The organism is Cytobacillus massiliigabonensis (assembly GCF_900199725.1).
GTDB classification, from domain to species: Bacteria; Bacillota; Bacilli; order Bacillales; family Cytobacillaceae; genus Cytobacillus; species Cytobacillus massiliigabonensis.
In genome coordinates this window covers 136,611-158,020 of sequence record NZ_LT904904.1, presented here as the reverse complement: position 1 = coordinate 158,020, position 21,410 = coordinate 136,611, and the positions used below count along the sequence as shown (strand labels likewise).

The following is a 21,410-nucleotide window of genomic DNA, read 5'->3' as shown; positions in this document are numbered from 1 at the left end:
TGATTTAAAGCTATTATAAACTCATCAAGTGAAAAGACAAATCATTTGATAAATTTATTTAAAAAGGAAGGTTTTGAAAATGACAAATTATACTTTAGAAGAAAAAGAGAGCTTTACCGTATTAGGAATTGGCACTGAACTTACGAGTGATTATACAGACTATGCCGGTATTAATAAGGAAAAGGCAGACTTTTGGCAGGCAGTTAAAGAGGACGGAAGGCTTGAAAAGTTAAAATCCATCGCCACAAATGATTACATCTTTGTTGTGAATGAAGCGGTGAATAACAAGATGATGCATTATGCTGGCGTCATGACAGAAGAGTCACTGCCAGAAGCATCAAGAGTAATTCAATTCCCTAAAGGGGAATACATCGTTGTTAAAGGGGAAGCTAAGACATCTGAGGAGTTAAGTAATATACTTACTGGCATGGCCTTTGGTCAAGTGTTGCCAGAAGCAAAAAATGTCGCTTATGTTGGAGGACCAAATGCAGCGGTTGAGATGGGGCAGAAAAACGGTTTAGTATTTGGTGAAATGTGGATTCCTGTTGTTAGGAAATAAAGATATAAAGGAGCATAGAAATGTCCTATATCGTTGATTTTAAAAATGTATCTGCGGCTGGTTTAGAATCTTCACCTGTAGCAGAAGCGCTTGCTGGTTTACGTGCGAATGAAGCCCGTTACTTTATGAACAAATATAAGCATGAATTTACGGTTGTCCCCGCCAGTGATAACCAGGACACACTTGATTATGTAAACAAAATTTTGAAAGAAGAACGTGACATTGAGTTTGCTGCCAAACCTTTAGAAACGTCACGTTTTCAAGTGGAAAATATCAAATGGGCCTTTGTCTTTTTTGAGGATGGTCTTGGGGTCAATGTCATGTATACAGTTGATGACCCTAAGAAACGGGCTGTTGGTTTTAAGCTTTCTGAGGGGATGGAGGTTCCAAAGGAATTAGAAGGGAAGTTTAAATTTGCCAGGCAGAAGTCTAAACTAGCTGGAACCATTCGGGGCTCATTTTTTGTAATCAAAGGTGAATATTGAAGGAAGCAAAATCGCTAGAGCAAATACAGCTTTTCATGAAGCAAATGATCATCTAGCTATTCAAAACAAAACAGCACCTTTCCAGCCAATTAGAAGGTGCTGTTACTTTTTTCGCAAAAACGGTTCTTCTTGTAACAATAAATTATTCTTTAGCCTGCATCAGCCTTTAGTTTAGTAAAGTCTAAATTCTTCAGACGTTCTTTTTCGATAAATATCATTAATTTATCACCGTCATGCCAGCACCACTCTAGATCATCATCCGAATCAATCGTTAACAATGAGATCCAATCTGCTCCAGGCGTTGGATTATATGCTAGCGTATAATGAGAAGGATAACCTAGAAGATAGTCTGAACTTTTATGTAAAGAATCACGTACTTCCGAGTATGAGTCGCTCTGATCCTCCTTGAAAGGCCAATCCCTCAACTGATATTCGTCATAAGGAATATCAACTGTCGGGGAAAACTCAATCACTGCAGCCTTGCCGATATCTGAATTTGGCGGGCATATAGTCTCTAAATTCACAGAATCAGGAATATATATAGCATGAATATATCCGTCCTCAAACGCCTCCAAATAATCACCATCATCAGGATTATCATCTGCCACAAAAAGACTCAGAAGTCCCTTCGATGGCAGACTTGCTTCGATTGATGGAATTTCTGAAAAATTGATTTGGCCAAGAAAGCGATAAGGCTTCATCCCATATGAAGGCCATTCGCTGCCGGCTGGTAAATCAGATGCTCCTCCAAAACGGCTACCACCCAATCGTGGCTCGGCATCTTTATTCTTAAGTATATCAATCGCTGGTCTTAAAACTTGGCACAGATACTCCTTATGGTCTGCGATTTCGGACTGTTCAATCATCTTTAGAAATTCGTTCCTATTCATTTTATCCTCCCTGCATGTGATTTTCTCTCTCTTAATTATATTTCTACTAAACTGTTACAGTCCATTTGTTTTGGCATTTAATTCTCTCCGTATTTCTTAAAGCTTCCTACTAAAAAAGAGAAATCAGCTATTCTCTAACATCCACAGAAAAATTCTAAATAACTATAGAGGCCGTCTATTATCGACGACCTCTTTGTTATAAATATTTTACTATCATTTGAAGACAAGGCTTAGTAGAAAGGAAAGTGCGAGAACCGTATCTGTGCTTCCATTTCATTTCATTTCCAACATACTTCTCTTTGCAGAAAAATGATTTTTAATAAATAGGATAACAAATCTATCAAGACCGTAGTAATACCTTCCTTTTCCAACAATTAATAGAATCATTGCTGCTGCGAATAGCTTTGAATCTAGACTAGATAATCCCATCCCCGCCATTATAAAGTTCAAATTCATAAAGGCACCGGCAATTAATGCCGGAACTGTCGCTAACCCTAAAATTAATCCTAAGCCCGCTAGAAGCTCTCCCCAAGGAATAAGGATATTAAAAAGCTCTATATTTGGTAATGCAACTCCTTCGAGAAAGCCCGCATACCAACCTTGAACTGTTGGGTGATCTCCACTTGCATTTGCAATTGCTCCCTGTAAAAATCCACTTGCATCAAAGCCAGATCTAATTTTATTATAGCCTGCTTCGATCCAATGAAATCCTAACCAAATACGTATTATAGTCAAAACGAGTGCCATTATTGGTCCATTTATATGTTTTCTCATCATAAGTTTCCCCTTTTTATTGTGAAATATTTCACAATTACTATTAAATTTTTTAGATTGAACTGCAGATTTTCGAGAAAGTTTGTGAAATATTTCACTTATTTGTCTGCACATATGAATAAATCTCTTAATCTTCTCTTCCCCAATCTGCCAATCATACTGATTATGTATCTGCTGAAAGAATCATGATGTTCGGTCTCCTTTTTCATTTTTATGTTCTTATTTTAACAAGCTTATTTATTCTTTGCCTTGATTTAAATCAATACTTTGCAGGGTTTTTTTTGGAACTACTGGGGGTTCTAGCTTATTAACTGAAAGGAATATACGTAGAGGAAGTTGGAATATTATTTCACGGATTATATAGAGGCACATGTAAAAGTAATAAAAGGAGAAGAGAAATCATCATCAGACGATCCCTCTCCTCCCTTAATAGAAAAATACTACTTGTAATCATTTATTGGCCCTTTATCCATTATAACTTCTACCATATTTGAACGCCCCATCCTAAGTATAGGTCTGCGTTCTGAGTTCGGTGCACTATAAAGCTCCAATGGACTTATTATCACTCCATCTTGCGTATTATGAAGTATTCCTGGCACACAAGAATAAATTCTATCATTATTATTTGCATTCTTGGCGAAAATAGTAACAGAGGTTCCATTATGATTATCTATACTCATGGACACTTTGTATCTGTAGAATGAGCCTGTTCCATTTGACTGAGCAGAATAAACGACTGGAACAACTGCAAGAATATCATTATTTAACCTCAATTTTATTACTTCTGTCTTAGTTGATCGATTATTCCTCCTAACATCCCCCATATGTTCCACTGCTCCGTTGCCAAAACTCCTGAGGGGAGGTGTTCCTTGCGCCCCAAACATTGCTACATCTATCTGCTTTCCATTCCTTGTATAGACCAAAGCATATATATCATAATCTGTCCCAGACTTCCAAGATACCGTAGCAGTAATTTCTGGTGTTTTCTCAATGATAACTGGCTTTTGACCTTTGTCTAGGCTTATTTTACCCTTTACCTTTTCAAGGCTTATCGGCGGCAGCGTGTTTTGTTTATTTTCATTTTCAGGAACAGTTAAAGTCTTATTAGGTTCTGTTGGGGTTTGTTTTGGATTCGTTATAGGTTCAGATGGCATATTTTGCTCATCAGATTCAACCTCAACACCGTAATTTTTACATAACCCTTCAAGCCCAGAGTAAAATCCGCGCCAGATTGATTTTGCCTTTATCTGCCCATTCCTTAGATATAATTCTAATACGACAATTCCATTTTCATTTGTGAAACTAGATGGCGTTAACTGAATAATATTATGATCGGTCCATATTTCGGCCTTTAAATTCTTTACATTTGAAAATCCCGTGCTATTATCCTCTGTAAGAGTTATAGCTATTTTAGTAATGCCTTCAGGGACTTTTCTCATGTCAAAATTAATTTTGTGTACTTCTGTGTTGCCTACTTTCTCAGATGGTATAAGGGTAGCTACACCAGAAGAGGTCGTTGGCTGATTATAAAATATAATTCCGCTATCTCCTTGGACCTTATCTGAATCAGTTAAAAGGAAAGCGGTTAAGGAAATATCTATCAAATTAGAAATTTCGTAGCTAACAGTAATAGTACCTTTTGGGGAACTTAAAACAGTGTTCGCTCCCATCTGCAGCAGCTGATTCATTTTAACAGCCACTCCTTCCTCATCTATGCATTGATTACCTACCTTGATTTAAAAACCGCATTTATTTATGGTATGGTACTCCTGATTGATACGAAATAGAATTACTTTCCTATCATTTCATCAAAAGCTGCTTTAATCAAACATAAAAAAATAGATTTTTCTATTAAGTGATTCTGAACTTACGAATTAACTCATTTAATTCTTCCGCAATATTTGTTAATGCATAAGCAGAAGAATTGACTTCTATCATGGACGCTAATTGTTCTTCAGATATAGAAGCGACCTCATGCGCATTTGAGCTCGTTTTTATCGCTAATTCTGCCATTTCATTTACGGATGTGGAAACCTCTTCTGACCCTGCACTTATTTGTTCAGAAATTACATGAATTTCATTAATTTGCTCAGCAACTTCTTCCATGCCATTTAAAATTTCATTAAATTTTTGTGCTGTTTCATTAGTAATTTTGATTCCTTCATTGACCTTCCCTTTCACTTCATCCATTGATTTAACAGATACATCCATTTCAGTTTGAACATCAAGGATAATCTGATGAATTTGACCTGCAGAATTGGTTGTCTGTTCAGCTAATTTCCTTACTTCTGCTGCTACAACGGCAAAGCCCTTCCCGCTTTCCCCTGCTCTTGCTGCCTCAATTGCTGCATTCAATGCCAATAAGTTCGTTTGGTCCGCAATATCGGAAATCAATTTAACGATATCTGTAATTTGCTTTGACTTTTCATCAAGTGCCGCAACAGACTGATCTGTAGTTTCAACAGCTTGTTTAATGGAATCCATTTGTTTAACTGTCTCTGTTACAAATTTTTGACCTTCCATTGCCTGCATTTGCGTCACATTTGTAACTGCTGTTACTTTTTCTGCCCCTTCTGCTATTCGAATGACTCCAACTGCTGTCTCCTTCACTGCTTTAGCACTTTTTTGTGTCATGAGATTTTGATGATCCGCTCCACTTGATACTTGCTGGATTGAGCTTGTAATAAGTTCTGTTCCTTTACTGGCTTCATCTGCGCTAGCACTTAATTCTTCTGCGGAGGCAGCTACTTGTTCAGAAGTATTTCCGATTGTACTTATGAGTTCTTTGAGGTTTTCAACCATTTGATGAAAAGCGGTATTAAGATAATAAATTTCATCCTTCGATTTTACGACTATAGTTTCGATGGTTAAATCTCCATCCGCCACCGATTGAGCATTTTGGGCAATCCGTCTTACGGCAAGTGCCATTTTATTCGTTTGAATATAAACAAGCACACTTGCAATCAATAGTAAAGCTATTAAAGAGATAATTGCAAACATCTGAATAAATGAAATTTTACTTTTTAATTCCGATTCACCAAGAAGATACATATCATTGGTAAGCCTATTTAATTGATAAATATCATTTAGAATCCCTTTTGTTCGTAATGCTTGCTTTTTAGATTCTGCTTGGTCTTTTCCCGAAATCGCCTTTTCACTTTCCTCTTTTAAAGAACCGAACTTTCCTTTAATTTTTTCAACTAGTTCCTTCTGCTCTTTCGTATTTACTTGATCAAACCAATTAATTAGCTTTTCTGTCTCTTTTATATAAATTTCAACACTTTCTGCATTTGCATCAGATGTACTAAAGGAGAAATTTATAAGTGATGATTGAACCGAGACGAATGAGCCATTTAGTTTTTCCACATTCGTTAGTTCTTTAACGGTCGAAGAACTGTTCGATTGTATTTGGTTCATTTGAAAGATAATTGCTCCAATAATCCCTCCAGAAAGGATTAACGGGATTAAAGCTACTAGCAACAATTTTTGTTTCATATTCATGTTGTAACTCCTCGCTAGCTGTTATTTTTCATTTACTGACCTACTGCCATTTGTTATTTCACTTTTCATTTTGTCTAATTGATCTTTTTCTTGCTTATTTAATTGCAAAACACGGATAGGTGCTACATCTACTCCATTTTCAGCTACACCCAATAATTGGTGTTTTTTTGCAATCTTTTTATTTTCAACAAGCTGTTTCGCAATTTCAAACATTGCTACATCTACTTTCTTTAACATGGAAGAAACAATCGTATCTTCCGCTAAAAAAAATTGATCACTATCGACTCCAAATGCAAATACCTTGTTCGACTGAGCAGCCTGAATTGCTCCAACCCCAGTAAATCCAGCTGCAGGATAAATAAAGTCCGCTCCACTTTGAATCATTTTTAAAGCAATCACATTACCCTTTTTACTGTCTCCAAAATCACCTGCGAATTCAACAAGAATTTGTGCACTTGGATTCACATCCTTCACACCTTGTTCAAAGCCAGCTCTAAATTTATTTATTAATGGAACATCTACTCCTCCAATAAAGCCAACGATATTTGACTTTGTTTTTAATCCAGCAATAACCCCTAATAAATAGGAGCCCTCATGTTCTTTAAAAGTTACATTATAAACATTTGGTAAATCAGAAACTTCATCTACTAATAAAAAGGTTTGATCCGGATAATCCTTCGCTACTTTTTCTATCGCTTCTTTCATAGCAAACCCCAGGCCTACTACTAGATCATTCTTCTGTTTTACTAACTCTTTTAACCCATTTTCATAGTTTTTTGTATCTTTTACCTCTCTGTAATCAAATGTAACTCCTAGTTCATCTCTTGCTTTTTCTAAACCTATAAAGGCAGAATCTGAGAAGGATTGATCCCCCAGTCCAGCATCTGATAACATAATGCCTATTTTTAAATTAGGCTTTTCCTGAACAGCTTGTTTTTGAGCAGGAACACACCCTGATAACATAAAAATAAATATAACTATAAAAATGAAAATACGATATTTATTCAATTCCCTTTTCCTCCTGTTGCAAATCAATATCAATGATAGCGGGTTAAGTGTATGTACGAACTGCATTTATATCGACATTAAAAGGCGAAAATTAAACTATATACCATTTCCTGAATTTTAAAAAACAAAAACGGATACCTGTCCCACACAGATAATCCGTTTTTGTCGGCATTTTTCATCAAACTAATCTTTAATAACTCATCTGTAAAATAGACATTTCACTTTTCACTCTCTAACAGGATGAACTATGAAAGGCAAGCGTTCATGGCCTTGATTTAAAGTTTCAAATCATTATAATAAAAGGTTTTCATGCATCCCCTGGAGCATTCCACCATCAGGTTAGCCCCCGAGCAGCGGCAGCTGACGCCTTTTTACTATATAGTCACACACGAATCATTCAGTTCAAAATACCACTCTAGGAAGGAGTTAAAGCTTTCCCATTGCGAATTCAATTTACCGGCAAAAAAATCCTCCATTTGCTGGCCTAACCCTAAGCCTAACACTTCATCTGTGTTCTTATTATAAAAAAAACCGAACTCCCCTTCAAAGCTATCCAGCGGAATATATTCTTCAGGCAGGTTTAAAACGACATGAGTTCTCTCCATGCCTAACATATAATCAGAAGAATTGATCATAAACCAACAAATCTGATAGATTTCACGTCGTCTATTAAAGAAAGTCGGCCCATCCTCTGCATGCAAATAAAACGCAGCAAAATCTGTATCCAAATCGATGCCTAACTTTACTAATGCTTGTTCATACTCCTCTGTAATGTCTTCAAACCACCAGTTTTTGCTTTTGCAATAATTGATCACTTTTTCCGATAGCATCTCGACTACACCTCCGATATAAAATAAACGATCTAAATTATTTTCCTAAGTATGCGACACACATAAGAGGACGGTATTTTTGAGTGATACGCCATTAACATCGGGATATATCCTACTTCGTTTATAACGCAACCCTCCAGGATCAGTTCAATGACTTTGCGTTCCCTGCGCTAAATCATGAGAATTGCCAAAAACCTGCTACTGGATTTTGTATTTCATTCATTTCAACTTTAGCAAAAATATAGAGAGATCCAAAACTAAAAGGATAACTGTAACCGTCTTGAAGAAGCGTTTCGGGGTAACCATCTTCATCTATTTGAAATAAAAAAGAAAATGATTCCTCCGTCAGCTTCGTAAAATAATAGTCTGGATTTTGAATTAGTCTCGGTTTTCCCCCTAGTTTGATCAAAAAAGACTGATCCATAGATTTTTCGTCATTGCTTATTTCCCCGTCTGAAATTGCATGTTTTATTAGACCTGGATTAGTAAACATATCTCTGACGCTTTCCGTTGAAGTTGGATGCTCAATCACCTTTATCGAGCAATTAGGATAAATATTGTTATCCAAATATTCCTCATAGTCCTCTGGGATGAAGATTGAAATCATGCTCTCAGATTTAAAGGGATGGACGAGGCTCAAGTAAAAATAATATCTTTGGTTTCCTTCGTGGATATGGTCTTCTTGATCATCAAAGAATTCAGGTGCATTCCCTCCAATCCAGCCTGTACTATGTTCGTTCGATTGGCCTGGTCCCGCATAATAAAGAATACAGTCTGTTCTCTCAACTAAAATATTCATGCAGTTCTTCATTTACAACTCTCCCTCAAGAAACTTTATGAGGTGCATTTCAGGCTGCGCGAGGAACTCTGTAAAACTGCATAAATCCGCATAAGTCTGATGCTCCACGTCATAACAGCCTATCAAACCTTTTTTCTTTGGATTCCAGACTAGCTGCAGATCGGAGTAATTACCGATATCAGCTGATAGACGCAGCAGCTTTTGCCTGCCAAATTTCATCTCAATCGTATCGGTCAATGTGAAAAAGTCGATATACTTGATTTCATATTCATTTTGCACTAGCTCAAGGCACAGATTGTCTCCGGTAAGAAAACTGACCAGTTCATCAGTTAATTTATATTTTTTTAGCTCATACTTTTTATTTTCCAGATTATGCATATCTGCCGGCTCCAGCGATTTTAAATAATCGGCCATGACTGTATTCTTATTACTAACCGCAATCGTATAAGGCCGCTCGCCGTCCTTCTCCGCTAAAGTAACGTCCGCGCCGTGTTCAATCAAAAATTTGACCATGGCCATATTACCCATACTTACAGCAACGGTTAATGGAGTCGCTTGATAAGGATAGACCTTATCCGGTTTGTTGTAATTGATGTCCACGCCATGATCGAGCAAATACGTAAGTGTCTTAAGATCGTGGTCCGATGCGGCTTGACGCAATACAGCGCCGCCATGCAGCTTGATATCTAATCCCAGCTCATGAATAAGCGGGATGTTCTTTTTGTTGCCATAGTAGGCTTGTGAATATGCGCCTGAACCGGTTTGATTAAGCTTATCCATCTTGCCTCCTTGCGCTGCAATATAGCGAACGATGTCCTCCTTGCAATAACGAACAGCTCGCAAAAAGGCCGGATTATGATTGACATTCAGGTTGACGCCGTGCTCTACCAGCAGCTTTACAACATTCATTCTCTGCGATACAAGCCCCAGATCCAACGGACTTAATGTGATATGCTTGCTAAGTACAATACCATCCTCAATATCCCAGCCTGCGGCAATTGCAGCCTGCAAAGCCGGAATATTTCCTTCGTAAATATGCATGGCGATTTCCGGCAGCTCCTCAAACTTCCCGATATCTTTCAAAACGATCATCCCAAACCACTCCTACATCTGCATTATGAGTTACTTACTTTTCAAATTGTGAATCACAGCCCCGGTCTCTTAGTCCGCCGCATCAGCCAGCCATGCTTGCATAGCTTTTTAGTCCCCAAGCGAATTACACCGAACGAAAGTGCCTTTTTGAAACGGCCCTTCAGCGCGCACACTATCTGGCATATTGCAAATCGATCATCCTGCATGGGAATTATAAATATATCGCCTTCGTTAAATTTCTTTTTCATGAGTTCCTTAGAATCTTACTTCTTTAGCTAAATATTTCTACACTCCCCAAATGAATTAGCAAAAAATACCATCGTCTTAATCTGCTGATATAACTACTATCAAACATTATTTCTTTTCTGATTGTATGTACCATCACAAGTGGTATGGTTTACCGTAACGTATATAATTGAGGTTTTCTTGATATAAAGAATGCTTAAATCAAAGCACCCTTCTTTGTTAACAATACAAATATTAAAAACTATCCGCTTTCATTTAAATATAAATCCTATCCTTAATTAAGCAACCAGGGAAAGTAAAATAAGCGTAGAATATCCGGTTATTTTCTGAATGAAGCACGTTTCGGGATAAATAAGGGGAGTTTTTCCGCTTATACAAAGCAAAATCGCCCATTTTCACGTTTTTAGAGTCCATAGGGGTAATTTCTCCGGCTATTATGGTTTTTTTCAATACTATTTACTAAATAAGCGGATTTCTTCCGTCTATTTCATCAGATCATATGCTTAACCTGATCCCCCAACCTTAAGGTGAGGCATTTGACTAAAAAACTCATTTATTTATGGTACAGTTCATCGAGGCGCATCAGGTTTTTATTTCACTAGAATTTGCCGTTCAAACTTGACATCTATAGGGCCTCCTTTGGATTACACCTACACAGGAAAATACCGATAAACTAGGCTGCATTTTAAATTTTTTCCATCACCCAACGATTTTTCTATATGTAATTTCATCACAGATGATAAACAGGTTGGCATCTTCAGGGATTTTTTCATTATGGCGGCGGGCAATGTCTAGGGCACTGCCATCTGAAATTAGTGTTGCACCCATATTAAATAGTTCCATGGCTGCATCTCTGTATGTATTCCAGTGTGCCTTCGTCTTAATTTCATATAAATTTTCACCGTCAGCGCTACTTAACATCTGATTGAATAATTTACTTGAACCATGGTGAATGGCTGCCTGCGCCATAAGCCGGGAAACAGAATCATTTGAAAGGATGACTTCATCGACATTTGCATGCTCAAACAACGCGATATGCTTGTCCTTTTTTATTTCTACAATGGTATAGATATTTTTATCATATTTCTTTGAGATATGTTCAACCCTGGAAGCAGTAAGCAATGTTTTTCCATCAGCGTATTCCGCAAAGTCATTTCGATCATCCGAAAAGATTGCCACCGATTTAGCCTCAAGGATATTCGCCTTCAACAACACCTCTTCCTCAGCAGGGTTGCCGCTAACAAAATGCACTCGATTTTGTTCTATTGGTGTCCGTTCAGCATGATCCACAATGACAACATCACATGTATCCCTGCCATTAAAAATTTCTTCCACGACATTTTCTAATTTCTCCTTTGATGCACCAATTAGGATGTAATGACCCTTTCCTGAATAATTCAATTGCCCTTCCTCCTTCAACTTTCGATATATGCTGAAGCTTTCAAATACCTTCCCGATAATAACACCCATTGCACCAATCCCTACAGTGTAGATTAGAATCATTGTGAAAATTCTTCCAATATCACTTTTCGGAAAATAATCCCCATATCCGACCGTAACAAGCGTGGTCATGGTCCACCACACTGCATCAATAAACCGCGGAAATGTCTCCGGCTCTGCCAGTCTCATTGTTATACTACTTATAATAATCATCAGCAGCGCAAGAACAGCAGCGTGCAAGAGGCTAATCTTCGTTAATTTTGAAAAGATTTTATGCAAAATCCACATACTCTATTTCTCCCCTTTTAAGAGCCCCACAGGTAAGTAATAAGAAAGGTTATTGGTAATAGTACCTCCTACCCTATATCCAAGTGCTGCCGGTTTTCCGTTCAGCAGAAAGCTTCCAAGCAAAAGCTGGCCATCCTGTTTTCCCTTTTCACAATTAAAAGTTATGGTTGGATGCTCGACATATTTCTGATAAACAGGGACGTATTCTGAATACGAACTCTGACCATCCTTGTATATTAATTGACCATCCTTATTAAATATTTTTACCGTGTCCCCTTCTCTCCCAAAGGCAGGTTTTTTTACATAAGAAAGACCATTTTGTAAAAAATATTCAGATTCAAAATAGGTCGGAAGAAAGTATTCATCTATCCACATATGCTCTTCATCTGTAAAAAAAGGATGATGCTCTTCATGCAATCCCCAAATAACAGCCTGAACCGCTTTATTTTGTAATAAAAATGCTGAAGGGGGATTAATGACAGAAAGCTTCCCCTCTTCAACAAGTTCTAATAACCATAGTCCGATTGGATTTCCTTCCTCGTCTACATCTGCTATCAAACTCTCTATCGGGAAGGTTTGCCGATAAAGGATATCTATTTTCATTCCATCCTCATCAAAAAGACCCACACCTTTATGAATTTGCAGCTTATGGAGCGGGGTAAATTTAGATGGTATAAAATTCTGAAGATAGAGCACGGTTTCGCGATCTTCGATGTTATCCTCGTGAGCAGTAAAAACAATATGAGGGGATTCCTTATCTGTGCATTGGAATATGATTTCACGAACTGCTTTTTGTAAAAGCCGATCCATTCCCTCATTCGGATTCTCCACTCCGAATTCTCTGCATACCAAACCATTTATGTGAAAAAGCTCTTTAATAAATGTAGGGGTATCAGCATTGATTTCAATGCATTTAAAACTATCACCATATGGAATAAGGTCAAGCCGGGAGATAACACTCTCGGATGGAAGTGTTTTAAGCCGAATAAATGTGAGTGTTTCCTTTGGGAAACCCATTTCCAAAAGGGTTTCATCAGGGGCCCTTCGAAGCAGGGAGGCTGTTTTTATAAAAATGAATCCAATACGCTGACTTATCAGCCTAATTTGAGAAACATCTTCTTGATGTAAAAGTTTTATATCATAAAGTGCATATTCCTCTCCATAAAGATTGGCCCAAAAGCCTTCTATTTTCCCGTAAAACTGCTGCCGTTTTGCATGATACGCTTGCCCGCTCAATCCTTTTTCTCTCCTAAGTCCTTGACGTATAGTACATACACTCCCCGATCTTCATCAATCTCCGTAGAGGTTACACACATTTGTCCAATACCTGGAACATCCACAACATCCTTTAAGAGAAAGCGAAGGACATCAAAGTGAGTATGACAGGAAATTCTGGCGAACAGTTTAAAATTTTCACTTTCTTCAGGGCTGCGAAACTCGATATGCAATCCATTGCCGCGATAACTTATTTCCTTTTCTCCCGGCAGATTCCTTCCTATTTCTTTAAGTACCAAAATGTCCTCTTCTCCATTCATCTCATTAGAAGTAAGCTCGTATTGGGTACCTCTCATAATAAAATACGTACATAGCTGTCTGGCATAAAATTCGTCCTCGCCAACATTCGGAATCGTATATTCATAGAACGGCTCATAATGGCCATTTCCTTTATCTATATAATAGGTTAATTTCTCCAATGTACTTCCCCGCCTCAAGTTAGTAAGATAGGCATTTTGCTACAATCCAGCCGATTGCTAAAGATAAGGATAATAGCAGGGTACCCACTGCCCGGTTATCCTCGATGATTGCTTTATGAATACTGAAACGTACAGTGATGACCTCTGCAAGAATAAAGACAATAATTTGGGACAATATCCCGATGCCCCCCCAAATGATCATATCAATTAGTGACACTGAGTACTCAGCAGCGGCACCTAAAACAATGGCAAGGCCAAGGATTTTACCTCCGAGGGACAATGCTGCCGTTATGTTTTTTTCAGCAATCAAACGAAATTCTTTTATCTTTGGTGTGCTGATTGTAAACAAAATAACTCCCACGATAAGGAGAAGCAGGGCAACCCCTAAATAAGATGCAAAATTAATATATAAATTCACTTATGATCCATCCTTTCCTCTTTATCCTTCATCATGTATGGACGTTTATCCCCCAATACTTTTCGACCCGCTGCCAAATCCAGAGCTAGTCTTGCCCCCTCCTTTAAAAGAAGTGCTATTTTTATAGCTCTTGTAGGAATCACTCTTTAACAGTGCGCTTTTGCTTCCATAATAATAGCCGCCATAATAATAATGACCATAGTGTCTCGAACTGCTGTCTTCACATGCCCAGATCCCATCATCGGAGTCCCATTCCCAATCATCACAATTCGGATCATTTGGGGGAGAAGGGACGTCAGCATTTTGCGAACTGCATCCAACCAGACCAAAAGTGAATGCCGTTGTTATGCCTGCCATTACTTTTCTCGTTTTTCCCAATGTATTCACCTCGTTTCCTTTATACACTATGCTTACGAACAGATTTTATTAAGGATTCATATAATTAAACAATCATGTTTTTACTTTACATTATCTTTCATGAAGAGATTCATGTATGCAACAATATTCCAGATGATTCTCTATTATGTAAAATATTGGTTTAATCTACCATTTATTGTGTTACAATAACATACGAAATGTAAGAAAAAGTTAACACTAAACAAGCCTTTTTAACTGTACCAAAGAATAACATGGAGAGGAACGTGATGGTTTGAAGACTTTTCTAATTATTGTGGGAATTATTGCAGCAATTGTAATTTTACTTATCGTAGGTTTGATTACAGCGAGCAAACGGATTGAGAATAACAACAAAAAAGCGCGAGGAGAAATGGAGATGGCGAACACTTTGCCGAAGGAGAAACAGCATTTGCTTGCCTACGGTGCCAATCTCTCTCTTTACCGCTCTGAGTCGCCACGGATACTGCCGGTGAAGGTAGATTATGAAACCTTGAAGGAAGGTCTTTCTTCATCCTGGGACGTTAGTAATACGGAGGAGGCCGTACAAACCCTGGAATGGCTACTTACGGAAGGGCATCGTGCAAGGTATGATCAGCTTCTTATAGCGTTAAAAGCTGGTCAGTCTTTTACAGAGGAGGAAGTTGGGAAATCCCAGCAATGCTATGAAGCAGCCCAAGAAGCGATGATGAAAAAGCTTTCCTTTACGAAGCCCGATTTTGATCAGGTAGACACCATTGCTGCATGGGATTTTGACCGAGCTGTAAATATTGCAAGATGGAGCTACATACTTGGTTATATTACCGAAGAACAGGCATGGGGCTATGTAGAGAGAGCAGCTGATGATGCCAGCCAATTCTTCGGATCCTGGAAGGACTATTTTATATCATTTGCATTTGGCCGAGCCATTGCTTACGAGGGTGACATTTTCGATATTCTTTGGAATGGAAAAGAATTGCTGGATGAAAAGGACTCGATCTGGAATGAATTTAGCATTAAACGATCCGGAACAAAAAGCCAAATAATTTAGGAGTGGACAAGGTCTGAGAGAATGTGATGCTTGCTATACATAATAGCCGTCAACCATAGGGCTAGAATTACCTATAAATCATCGCCGTCAACCATAGGGCTAGAATTACCTATAAATCATCGCTCTCACAGACCTCTGGCCCTATTCCCCCAATTTTTTGCCGTTACTTATGGTACTGTTTCCCCGTTATAGTTGTTAATGAGGTTTATTTTGTATTTGCAATTTTCCCCTTTTCTATCATGCTACTTATTCATTTTATTAAGAAAATCCCCTAACAGACTGTCTAGATCATTTTCCATGTCAGCCTGTTGCTCTTCTGCTGTTATCGATTTATCTTTTGTTACTTTTTTCCAATCAAACGTGTCTAAATCATCCATAGTACTTAAATCTTCGGCGTCAGCTTTTTTCTCAAAAGTACTTAAATAGTCACTCGCTAAGGATGCTTCCGTATCAGGTACCTCTTCATTCGGCAATTCTTCTTGCAAATATAAGGCCTCATTAATATCTAGAGAATTACTATTTAACGATGCAAGCAAGGCAGTTGTACGAATGGGATCCGTTAAAAGCTGGTAAACAATCGAACCCAATACGGCCTCCGAATGCTCATGTTTTAACCAATCTCGTTGTGACTTACTTAATTTATGAGGAAGAGGAACCGTAATCGTTTCCCGTTCCTTCGAAAAGGATTGTCCAACCCCTTGTAACACAAACTCGGCAATCTTACTCGAAAAATTCCTTCTTTCTAATTCCTTTAGCCTTTGTAAATGCCCTAATAGATGATCAGGGGTATCTGAAGGGATACGAAATGAAATGGCTTGCCCTCTCTTAATCTCCTTTGAACTAGAGCTTTTCATATCATCACCCTATTATTTCTTTACAGGTTCTTGGGATGGCTTAGACTTTTCATTCTTCCTCACAAAATCAGTAATAAGCTTATAGTAAGCATTCGCCATCATCCAAATACTCTCTTTCTCATCTTCAAAGAAATCAATATTATACCCATCTAGATTATTATTCAATGTTTTAATATATTCTTTTAAAACATTCGCTCCCCCACCAACAAAATAGCAGATTTCTGTTTGTGAATTTTTCTGCCATACATTTCGTAATAGACGATATTGTTTTTTTGCTAGTTCAAGTAAGATCCGATCCGTAATATCATGGACACTTGTCCGACTTCCCTTCACCATAATATGATTCCGGTCATTTTTTCTCGTGATAATTTCGACAACATCACGACGGCTATCTAATTCGATGGCATGTTTGGATCTGATTTCTTCTCTAATAGCCTCTAATGATTCCGATACACCTAGATTAAATCCTTGTGCCTTATCATCATCAACATTTCGATTCTTAATGACAGCAATATCTGTCGATAGTCCCCCTATGTCCTGAATGATTATTCTTTTATCAATTAAATCTTTATTAATGATTTTTAGCTGGTTGTCCATGACAAGATTAATATAAGCAGCAAACCCTTCTGGATAAATCTTCACTTCATTAAACTTAATATTCACTTTTAGACCTTGATATTTAGGAGTAACAAGGAATTCCACCTGATGGACGGAACCAACCAATTTGGAACGGTATCCAGCGTCCTTCCCTTCCTTTACTTCACGTAGTGGGAGGCCAGTTCCAAGTGTATAATTGGCATCGATAATATTTTTTACTCGTGGGAAAGTATTGCTATTCTCCTCATTTACGGCATCTAATGCTAGAGTGGCAAAAAGCATGATCAATGTTTGATCTTCTTCGGATTTAGCACTTCCTGGATCTAGCTCTGTTGCATTGTCACTTTTTGTTGCCAAATGCCCTACACGGTAGATGGCATTGTTGTCTTTCAATGCAGGGGAGTGAACCTTAATATGTATTCCTTCTAACGGATTTTTATTATTTAATTCTTCTATTCCAATCACAGGACGATCTTCTGTGTCTATTCCTACAATATTAGGAATATTTAATTCGTACTCTAATTCACCAAAAATGGCCTTAATGGAGTCATTACCAACATCTACAGCTGCAATTCTAGAGTTCATCTTTAATCAATCCTTTTTATTTATTTCTTTACTATAAAAAGGCTATAAGAGATTACTAGATTCCACAATGAGCTATACCCAAAAGATATACAACTGTAAACACTTCGTAAACTATGGCTATTTGTAGACATTTCCGTAATCTTTAGCAACAAACCCGTATACATCTTGCCGCTATAGGATGTATACGGGGTTGTTTACTTGTAAACGCTTTTGCATACAATCTGATTACAAAATGTAGACATGTAAACAATTTTGTATACTTCATTTTTTTTGTAAATGATTGAGAAATTATCAACCTCTTGAAAAATTGAATAATTGTCATTCTTTAATTTGATCTAAACAATTTTTCCATAAAATTACTATATAAGTCACTATTACTATTAATGCATACAAACAATTATCCTGCCATTCAGCCTCTATTTTTGTTCATTAATCCCAAATTTTTCTTACTTACTTTCACTGAAAGTGTCTAAATTGTCACCTTCATTTTCACTTAAAAGTCATTTTAAACAGCTACAATGATATTTATTCTATTTTACGTGGAGGAAGGTAAATGAAAAAGCAACATTTGATTACCACGATTACAATTATATATACGGCTCTTACTTTATATTTTATGTTTTTAGGTTTTAATCGCCTAGAACATAGAAGTAATTACATGGATGCAGGTTATGAATTTCTAATTATTCCATCAAGCGTCCCTTTAAAATTCCCTAGTTTCCGGTTTTCTTGGTTGTACGACTTAGGAAATATAGCGGCATTCATCCCCTTTGGTATCCTGTTTCCTTTATTAAAACAAGTTAACTTTGGAAAATTTTTAAGCTGGTTTATTATCGTAATTCTTGGATTAGAAATACTCCAAGTTTTAACATATCTCGGAGCCTTTGATGCTGACGATATTATTTCAAATACAATAGGTGCAATAATAGGCTATGTTGTCTACAAAGTTGGTTTCACACCAAAATTGACTTGTATGAAGCTCATTGTTTCTTGCTCAACAGCTACTCTACTGTTAGTTTGTGTAATGTGCGTCTCTGAAATTTTAGATAAGCGCGTAAGTTCTAAACAGCCTTTACAGTATATCGAGGAAACAATGGGGAAGAAGCCACTAACGAAAGATATTCCAAACTTCACTATAACTGGCGATACAATAGAACCCCAATTCAACTTGTACAGTAATGATAGGAATACTAGCCAAATCTATACTTATAATGTTGAAGGGAAAGAGGAGCTAATTTTTTATCTAAACCTTGGCATTCCAGATTCTGAGGAATTTAAGGGTAAAGTAACCATATATACGGATGATAGGGTAAGAATTCAAATAGATGAGAAATACTTAATAGAACAAGGAACAATGGAAATGCCATTAGAAATCCCACTATTTAACGAGACGAAAGAAATAACCATAGCTATTACTGGTAACATAAAATTATGGGATGTAGACTTCACAGAACTAAAGCATTGGTGGGAGTAGTCTAGTGACTAATACCGATGTATGGCTGCGGTAAATATTTAAAGGGATTGGACGTGTCCAATCCCTTTAAATTCATAAAAAGCCGACCTTATTATGTTAGGATGCTAAAAGTCCCTTTCCTTTAACTACACTTACTTATGATACGGTTCCCCCCGCAAAATCCGAAACGCCCGATAAACCTGCTCAACTAGTATCAAACGCATTAACTGATGAGGAAACGTCATCTTCGAAAAACTCAGTTTCTCATTGGCACGCTGCAAGACCTCAGAGCTCAATCCAAGCGATCCGCCGATCACAAATGTAACTTTGCTTTTGCCATATGTAGCAAGCTTATCTAGCCCATCAGCCAGCTCCTCTGATGTTTTCATTTTTCCCTCAATTGCAAGAGCAATGACATGTGCATCTGGATGGATCTTTGATAGGATCCGTTCGCCTTCCTTTTGTTTCACTTGAAGCATTTCTGTTTCGCTTAGTTCTTCTGGGGCTTTTTCATCTGGAACCTCGATGATTTCCATTTTTGCGTATGCTGATAATCTTTTTAAATATTCATCGATTCCTTGCTTTAAATATTTTTCTTTTAGCTTGCCAACCGTTATTATTGAGATATTCACAGGTCATCCTCACTTTGTAAACAAGATATCCACACCAGTTATCCACATATCCACATTTTCTATCCACATCTTGTGTGAGATCATTCGTTCGCCACAATATATACAGCGTTATTTCGACAATATTCACAGGTTGTTGATAACTCTTGTTCCTTTGATACTTTTGATAATTGTGGGAAGGTTTCGTACTCATCAACCACTGTATCTATTGCTATATCAACGTGTTCTTCGCAGCTGTAAATCATTTATGTATTCCTTCTTTCTTCATTTTTACTTATGATTATTATTTGAATTGTGGATAATTTTCATTCCACTCACATTTCCTACTTATCCACATCCCATCTTATCAAAACAATAAAAAACAGGAAAGCCCCCACTGTGCTTTCCTGCTTTAAATCAGCTATTTAGAATGTCTCTCCGCTCAGTTTGATCGTTGCTTCCTGGAGCTTTCCTGCTCGGTAAAACTTCACTTTCATTTGATCGCCGACTTTTTTCTGATTATACAAATGCTTTCTTAGCTGAATGACATCAGCAATTGCTTCGCCATCCATTTCAACAATGACATCCATTTCCTTTAAGCCTGCTTGTGCTGCAGGTGAATTCGGCTCAACAGATGTAATCGCAACTCCAGTTTTCACATCAGCCGGAAGCTTTAATGCCTCCTGCTGATAATAGCCAGGGATTTCACTTACTGATGCTAATTGAATACCCATATACGGTCTTCTTACTTCACCGAACTTCTCTAGGTCCTCAATAATTGGCCGTGCATAATTGATTGGAATAGCCAATCCAATACCTTCAACTGCCGATTCAGCAATTTTCATTGAGTTAATCCCGATGACTTGGCCGCTAATATTAATTAATGCTCCGCCGCTATTCCCAGGGTTAATAGCCGCATCTGTTTGGAGAACCTCTGCCTGCCAATCAGCGGTCCCATTTTGATCAATATCAACTGGTACCGTCCGTTCTAAGCCAGAAATAATCCCTTGTGTGACAGAGCCCTCAAATGTGCCTAATGGATTTCCAATTGCAATGACTGGTTCTCCTGTTTTCAGCACACCGGAATCACCAAATTCGGCAACCGTTTTAATATCCTTTGAGTCCACTTGTAAAACGGCGAGATCGGTCCAAATATCGCTGCCCACAAGCTCTGCCGGTATTTTTGTTCCATCAGCGAGACTTACTTCCAGCTGCTGTGCCCCTTCGACCACATGATGATTCGTGACGATAAAGGCATTTTTCCCTTGTTTTTTATATATGACACCTGAGCCAGTTCCAGCTGGTACGCCATCCTCCCCAGTCTCTCTGGACCAGAAGCCGGCTGCTTGTATATTTGTTATACTAACGACAGCATCCCCCGCTTTATCAACGGCTTTCGTTACATCTGTTACGACGTTAAGGGATACATTTTGTGTAGGAATGTTTGCATTTTCGTTGCTTGCAGCTTCCTCTTGCAATTGGTTATCCGGCTCAATCGAATACGGCAAAACATTGTAAGCTGCGAGCTTAGGGATTGCAACAATAACAAGAATGGCGCCTAGAATGACACCTACTAGGCTTGCTAAAAAATAGCCGCCTTTATTTCCTTTTTGTTTATTGGATCGATTTTGATAATCTTGATCATAATAGCCCACATTGCACCAGTCCTTTCATTTCACGTCTAATTAAAGAATGAGAGAGCTACATGTCTTCCCTTTATGTCATGAATTGTCCTAAGATTTATTCTTCCTTCTTACCCATTATTATACTCCCTCATTTTTTATAAGCTAAACAAAAAGTGATTATTAAAAGCATTCTTACGACTTTGTTCATAAATTTGATGAATTTTGTTAAGAAAAGCGCAAG

At 37.7% G+C, this 21,410-nt stretch carries 23 protein-coding genes; 4 read left to right on the top strand and 19 right to left on the bottom strand.

The genetic code is table 11. The features are described 5' to 3' along the window. Nucleotides 1-79 precede the first annotated feature (79 nt). Nucleotides 80-559: a GyrI-like domain-containing protein gene (locus tag C1726_RS12145; RefSeq protein WP_102273397.1), complete on the top strand. Its 480-nt coding sequence runs from the start codon at nucleotides 80-82 to the stop codon at nucleotides 557-559. Nucleotides 560-579: 20 nt separating this feature from the next. Next, nucleotides 580-1,044 carry a phage tail protein gene (locus tag C1726_RS12140; RefSeq protein ID WP_102273396.1) on the top strand — a complete coding sequence of 155 codons (465 nt, stop codon included), beginning with the start codon at nucleotides 580-582 and terminating at the stop codon, nucleotides 1,042-1,044. 149 nt (nucleotides 1,045-1,193) lie between these two features. Here the strand turns inward: C1726_RS12140 and C1726_RS12135 are convergent, their stop codons facing one another. The 14 genes from C1726_RS12135 to C1726_RS12070 all read right to left on the bottom strand — a co-directional run bounded on the left by C1726_RS12135 (nucleotide 1,194) and on the right by C1726_RS12070 (nucleotide 14,411). Further along, a complete protein-coding gene (locus C1726_RS12135; protein WP_216629065.1) occupies nucleotides 1,194-1,934 on the bottom strand; it encodes a YwqG family protein in 741 nt (246 codons plus the stop codon). Nucleotides 1,935-2,207: 273 nt separating this feature from the next. Next, nucleotides 2,208-2,708, bottom strand: coding sequence for a DoxX family membrane protein (locus C1726_RS12130; RefSeq protein WP_102273395.1), 501 nt, complete (start codon nucleotides 2,706-2,708; stop codon nucleotides 2,208-2,210). Between the two features lie 440 nt (nucleotides 2,709-3,148). Next, nucleotides 3,149-4,396, bottom strand: a complete 1,248-nt coding sequence (locus C1726_RS12125; protein WP_102273394.1) for a TerD family protein — start codon at nucleotides 4,394-4,396, stop codon at nucleotides 3,149-3,151. Between the two features lie 163 nt (nucleotides 4,397-4,559). After that, entirely contained in the window at nucleotides 4,560-6,209 is a 1,650-nt protein-coding gene (locus C1726_RS12120; RefSeq protein ID WP_102273393.1) for a methyl-accepting chemotaxis protein, read from the bottom strand. 21 nt (nucleotides 6,210-6,230) lie between these two features. Continuing rightward, a complete protein-coding gene (locus tag C1726_RS12115) occupies nucleotides 6,231-7,217 on the bottom strand; it encodes a BMP family lipoprotein (RefSeq protein ID WP_235822769.1) in 987 nt (328 codons plus the stop codon). Nucleotides 7,218-7,591: 374 nt separating this feature from the next. Continuing rightward, on the bottom strand, nucleotides 7,592-8,047 hold the full coding sequence (locus C1726_RS12110) for a hypothetical protein (protein ID WP_102273391.1): 456 nt from the start codon (nucleotides 8,045-8,047) through the stop codon (nucleotides 7,592-7,594). A 175-nt stretch (nucleotides 8,048-8,222) separates the two neighbouring features. Beyond that, nucleotides 8,223-8,858 carry a hypothetical protein gene (locus C1726_RS12105; RefSeq protein WP_102273390.1) on the bottom strand — a complete coding sequence of 212 codons (636 nt, stop codon included), beginning with the start codon at nucleotides 8,856-8,858 and terminating at the stop codon, nucleotides 8,223-8,225. After that, nucleotides 8,859-9,938: an ankyrin repeat domain-containing protein gene (locus tag C1726_RS12100; RefSeq protein ID WP_102273389.1), complete on the bottom strand. Its 1,080-nt coding sequence runs from the start codon at nucleotides 9,936-9,938 to the stop codon at nucleotides 8,859-8,861. It lies immediately after the preceding gene. A gap of 53 nt (nucleotides 9,939-9,991) precedes the next feature. Continuing rightward, nucleotides 9,992-10,186 (bottom strand): Imm26 family immunity protein, encoded by a 195-nt coding sequence (locus C1726_RS26590; protein ID WP_102273388.1) that lies wholly within the window; start codon nucleotides 10,184-10,186, stop codon nucleotides 9,992-9,994. Between the two features lie 697 nt (nucleotides 10,187-10,883). Beyond that, nucleotides 10,884-11,912, bottom strand: a complete 1,029-nt coding sequence (locus C1726_RS12090) for a potassium channel family protein (protein WP_102273387.1) — start codon at nucleotides 11,910-11,912, stop codon at nucleotides 10,884-10,886. A 3-nt stretch (nucleotides 11,913-11,915) separates the two neighbouring features. Further along, a complete protein-coding gene (locus tag C1726_RS12085; RefSeq protein ID WP_102273386.1) occupies nucleotides 11,916-13,148 on the bottom strand; it encodes a glutathionylspermidine synthase family protein in 1,233 nt (410 codons plus the stop codon). Continuing rightward, nucleotides 13,145-13,606 carry an RNA helicase gene (locus C1726_RS12080; RefSeq protein ID WP_102273385.1) on the bottom strand — a complete coding sequence of 154 codons (462 nt, stop codon included), beginning with the start codon at nucleotides 13,604-13,606 and terminating at the stop codon, nucleotides 13,145-13,147. The genes C1726_RS12085 and C1726_RS12080 overlap by 4 nt, the downstream gene beginning before the upstream one ends. A 19-nt stretch (nucleotides 13,607-13,625) precedes the next feature. Then, nucleotides 13,626-14,024: a DUF350 domain-containing protein gene (locus tag C1726_RS12075; RefSeq protein WP_102273384.1), complete on the bottom strand. Its 399-nt coding sequence runs from the start codon at nucleotides 14,022-14,024 to the stop codon at nucleotides 13,626-13,628. Between the two features lie 45 nt (nucleotides 14,025-14,069). Then, entirely contained in the window at nucleotides 14,070-14,411 is a 342-nt protein-coding gene (locus tag C1726_RS12070; RefSeq protein WP_235822768.1) for an aminotransferase yhxA, read from the bottom strand. 262 nt (nucleotides 14,412-14,673) lie between these two features. On the opposite strand from C1726_RS12070, the gene C1726_RS12065 reads away from it, so the two are divergent. Continuing rightward, nucleotides 14,674-15,447: a DUF1266 domain-containing protein gene (locus C1726_RS12065; protein WP_102273383.1), complete on the top strand. Its 774-nt coding sequence runs from the start codon at nucleotides 14,674-14,676 to the stop codon at nucleotides 15,445-15,447. Nucleotides 15,448-15,689: 242 nt separating this feature from the next. On the opposite strand, the gene C1726_RS12060 is transcribed toward C1726_RS12065, so the two are convergent. Together C1726_RS12060 and C1726_RS12055 are read right to left on the bottom strand one after the other, a co-directional pair. Further along, nucleotides 15,690-16,301 carry a hypothetical protein gene (locus tag C1726_RS12060; RefSeq protein ID WP_102273382.1) on the bottom strand — a complete coding sequence of 204 codons (612 nt, stop codon included), beginning with the start codon at nucleotides 16,299-16,301 and terminating at the stop codon, nucleotides 15,690-15,692. Between the two features lie 12 nt (nucleotides 16,302-16,313). Next, a complete protein-coding gene (locus C1726_RS12055) occupies nucleotides 16,314-17,483 on the bottom strand; it encodes a ParM/StbA family protein (RefSeq protein WP_102273381.1) in 1,170 nt (389 codons plus the stop codon). 553 nt (nucleotides 17,484-18,036) lie between these two features. Between C1726_RS12055 and C1726_RS12050 the strand changes: the two genes are divergently transcribed. Continuing rightward, a complete protein-coding gene (locus C1726_RS12050) occupies nucleotides 18,037-18,957 on the top strand; it encodes a VanZ family protein (RefSeq protein ID WP_102273380.1) in 921 nt (306 codons plus the stop codon). A gap of 131 nt (nucleotides 18,958-19,088) precedes the next feature. Here the strand turns inward: C1726_RS12050 and rlmH are convergent, their stop codons facing one another. From rlmH to C1726_RS12035, 3 genes are all read right to left on the bottom strand, one after another. Beyond that, nucleotides 19,089-19,568 (bottom strand): 23S rRNA (pseudouridine(1915)-N(3))-methyltransferase RlmH, encoded by a 480-nt coding sequence (rlmH, locus tag C1726_RS12045; protein ID WP_102273379.1) that lies wholly within the window; start codon nucleotides 19,566-19,568, stop codon nucleotides 19,089-19,091. An 80-nt stretch (nucleotides 19,569-19,648) separates the two neighbouring features. Beyond that, nucleotides 19,649-19,810 carry a CxxH/CxxC protein gene (locus C1726_RS12040; protein ID WP_102273378.1) on the bottom strand — a complete coding sequence of 54 codons (162 nt, stop codon included), beginning with the start codon at nucleotides 19,808-19,810 and terminating at the stop codon, nucleotides 19,649-19,651. Between the two features lie 159 nt (nucleotides 19,811-19,969). Then, nucleotides 19,970-21,199, bottom strand: a complete 1,230-nt coding sequence (locus C1726_RS12035) for a S1C family serine protease (protein ID WP_102273377.1) — start codon at nucleotides 21,197-21,199, stop codon at nucleotides 19,970-19,972. Between the last annotated feature and the right edge of the window lie 211 nt (nucleotides 21,200-21,410).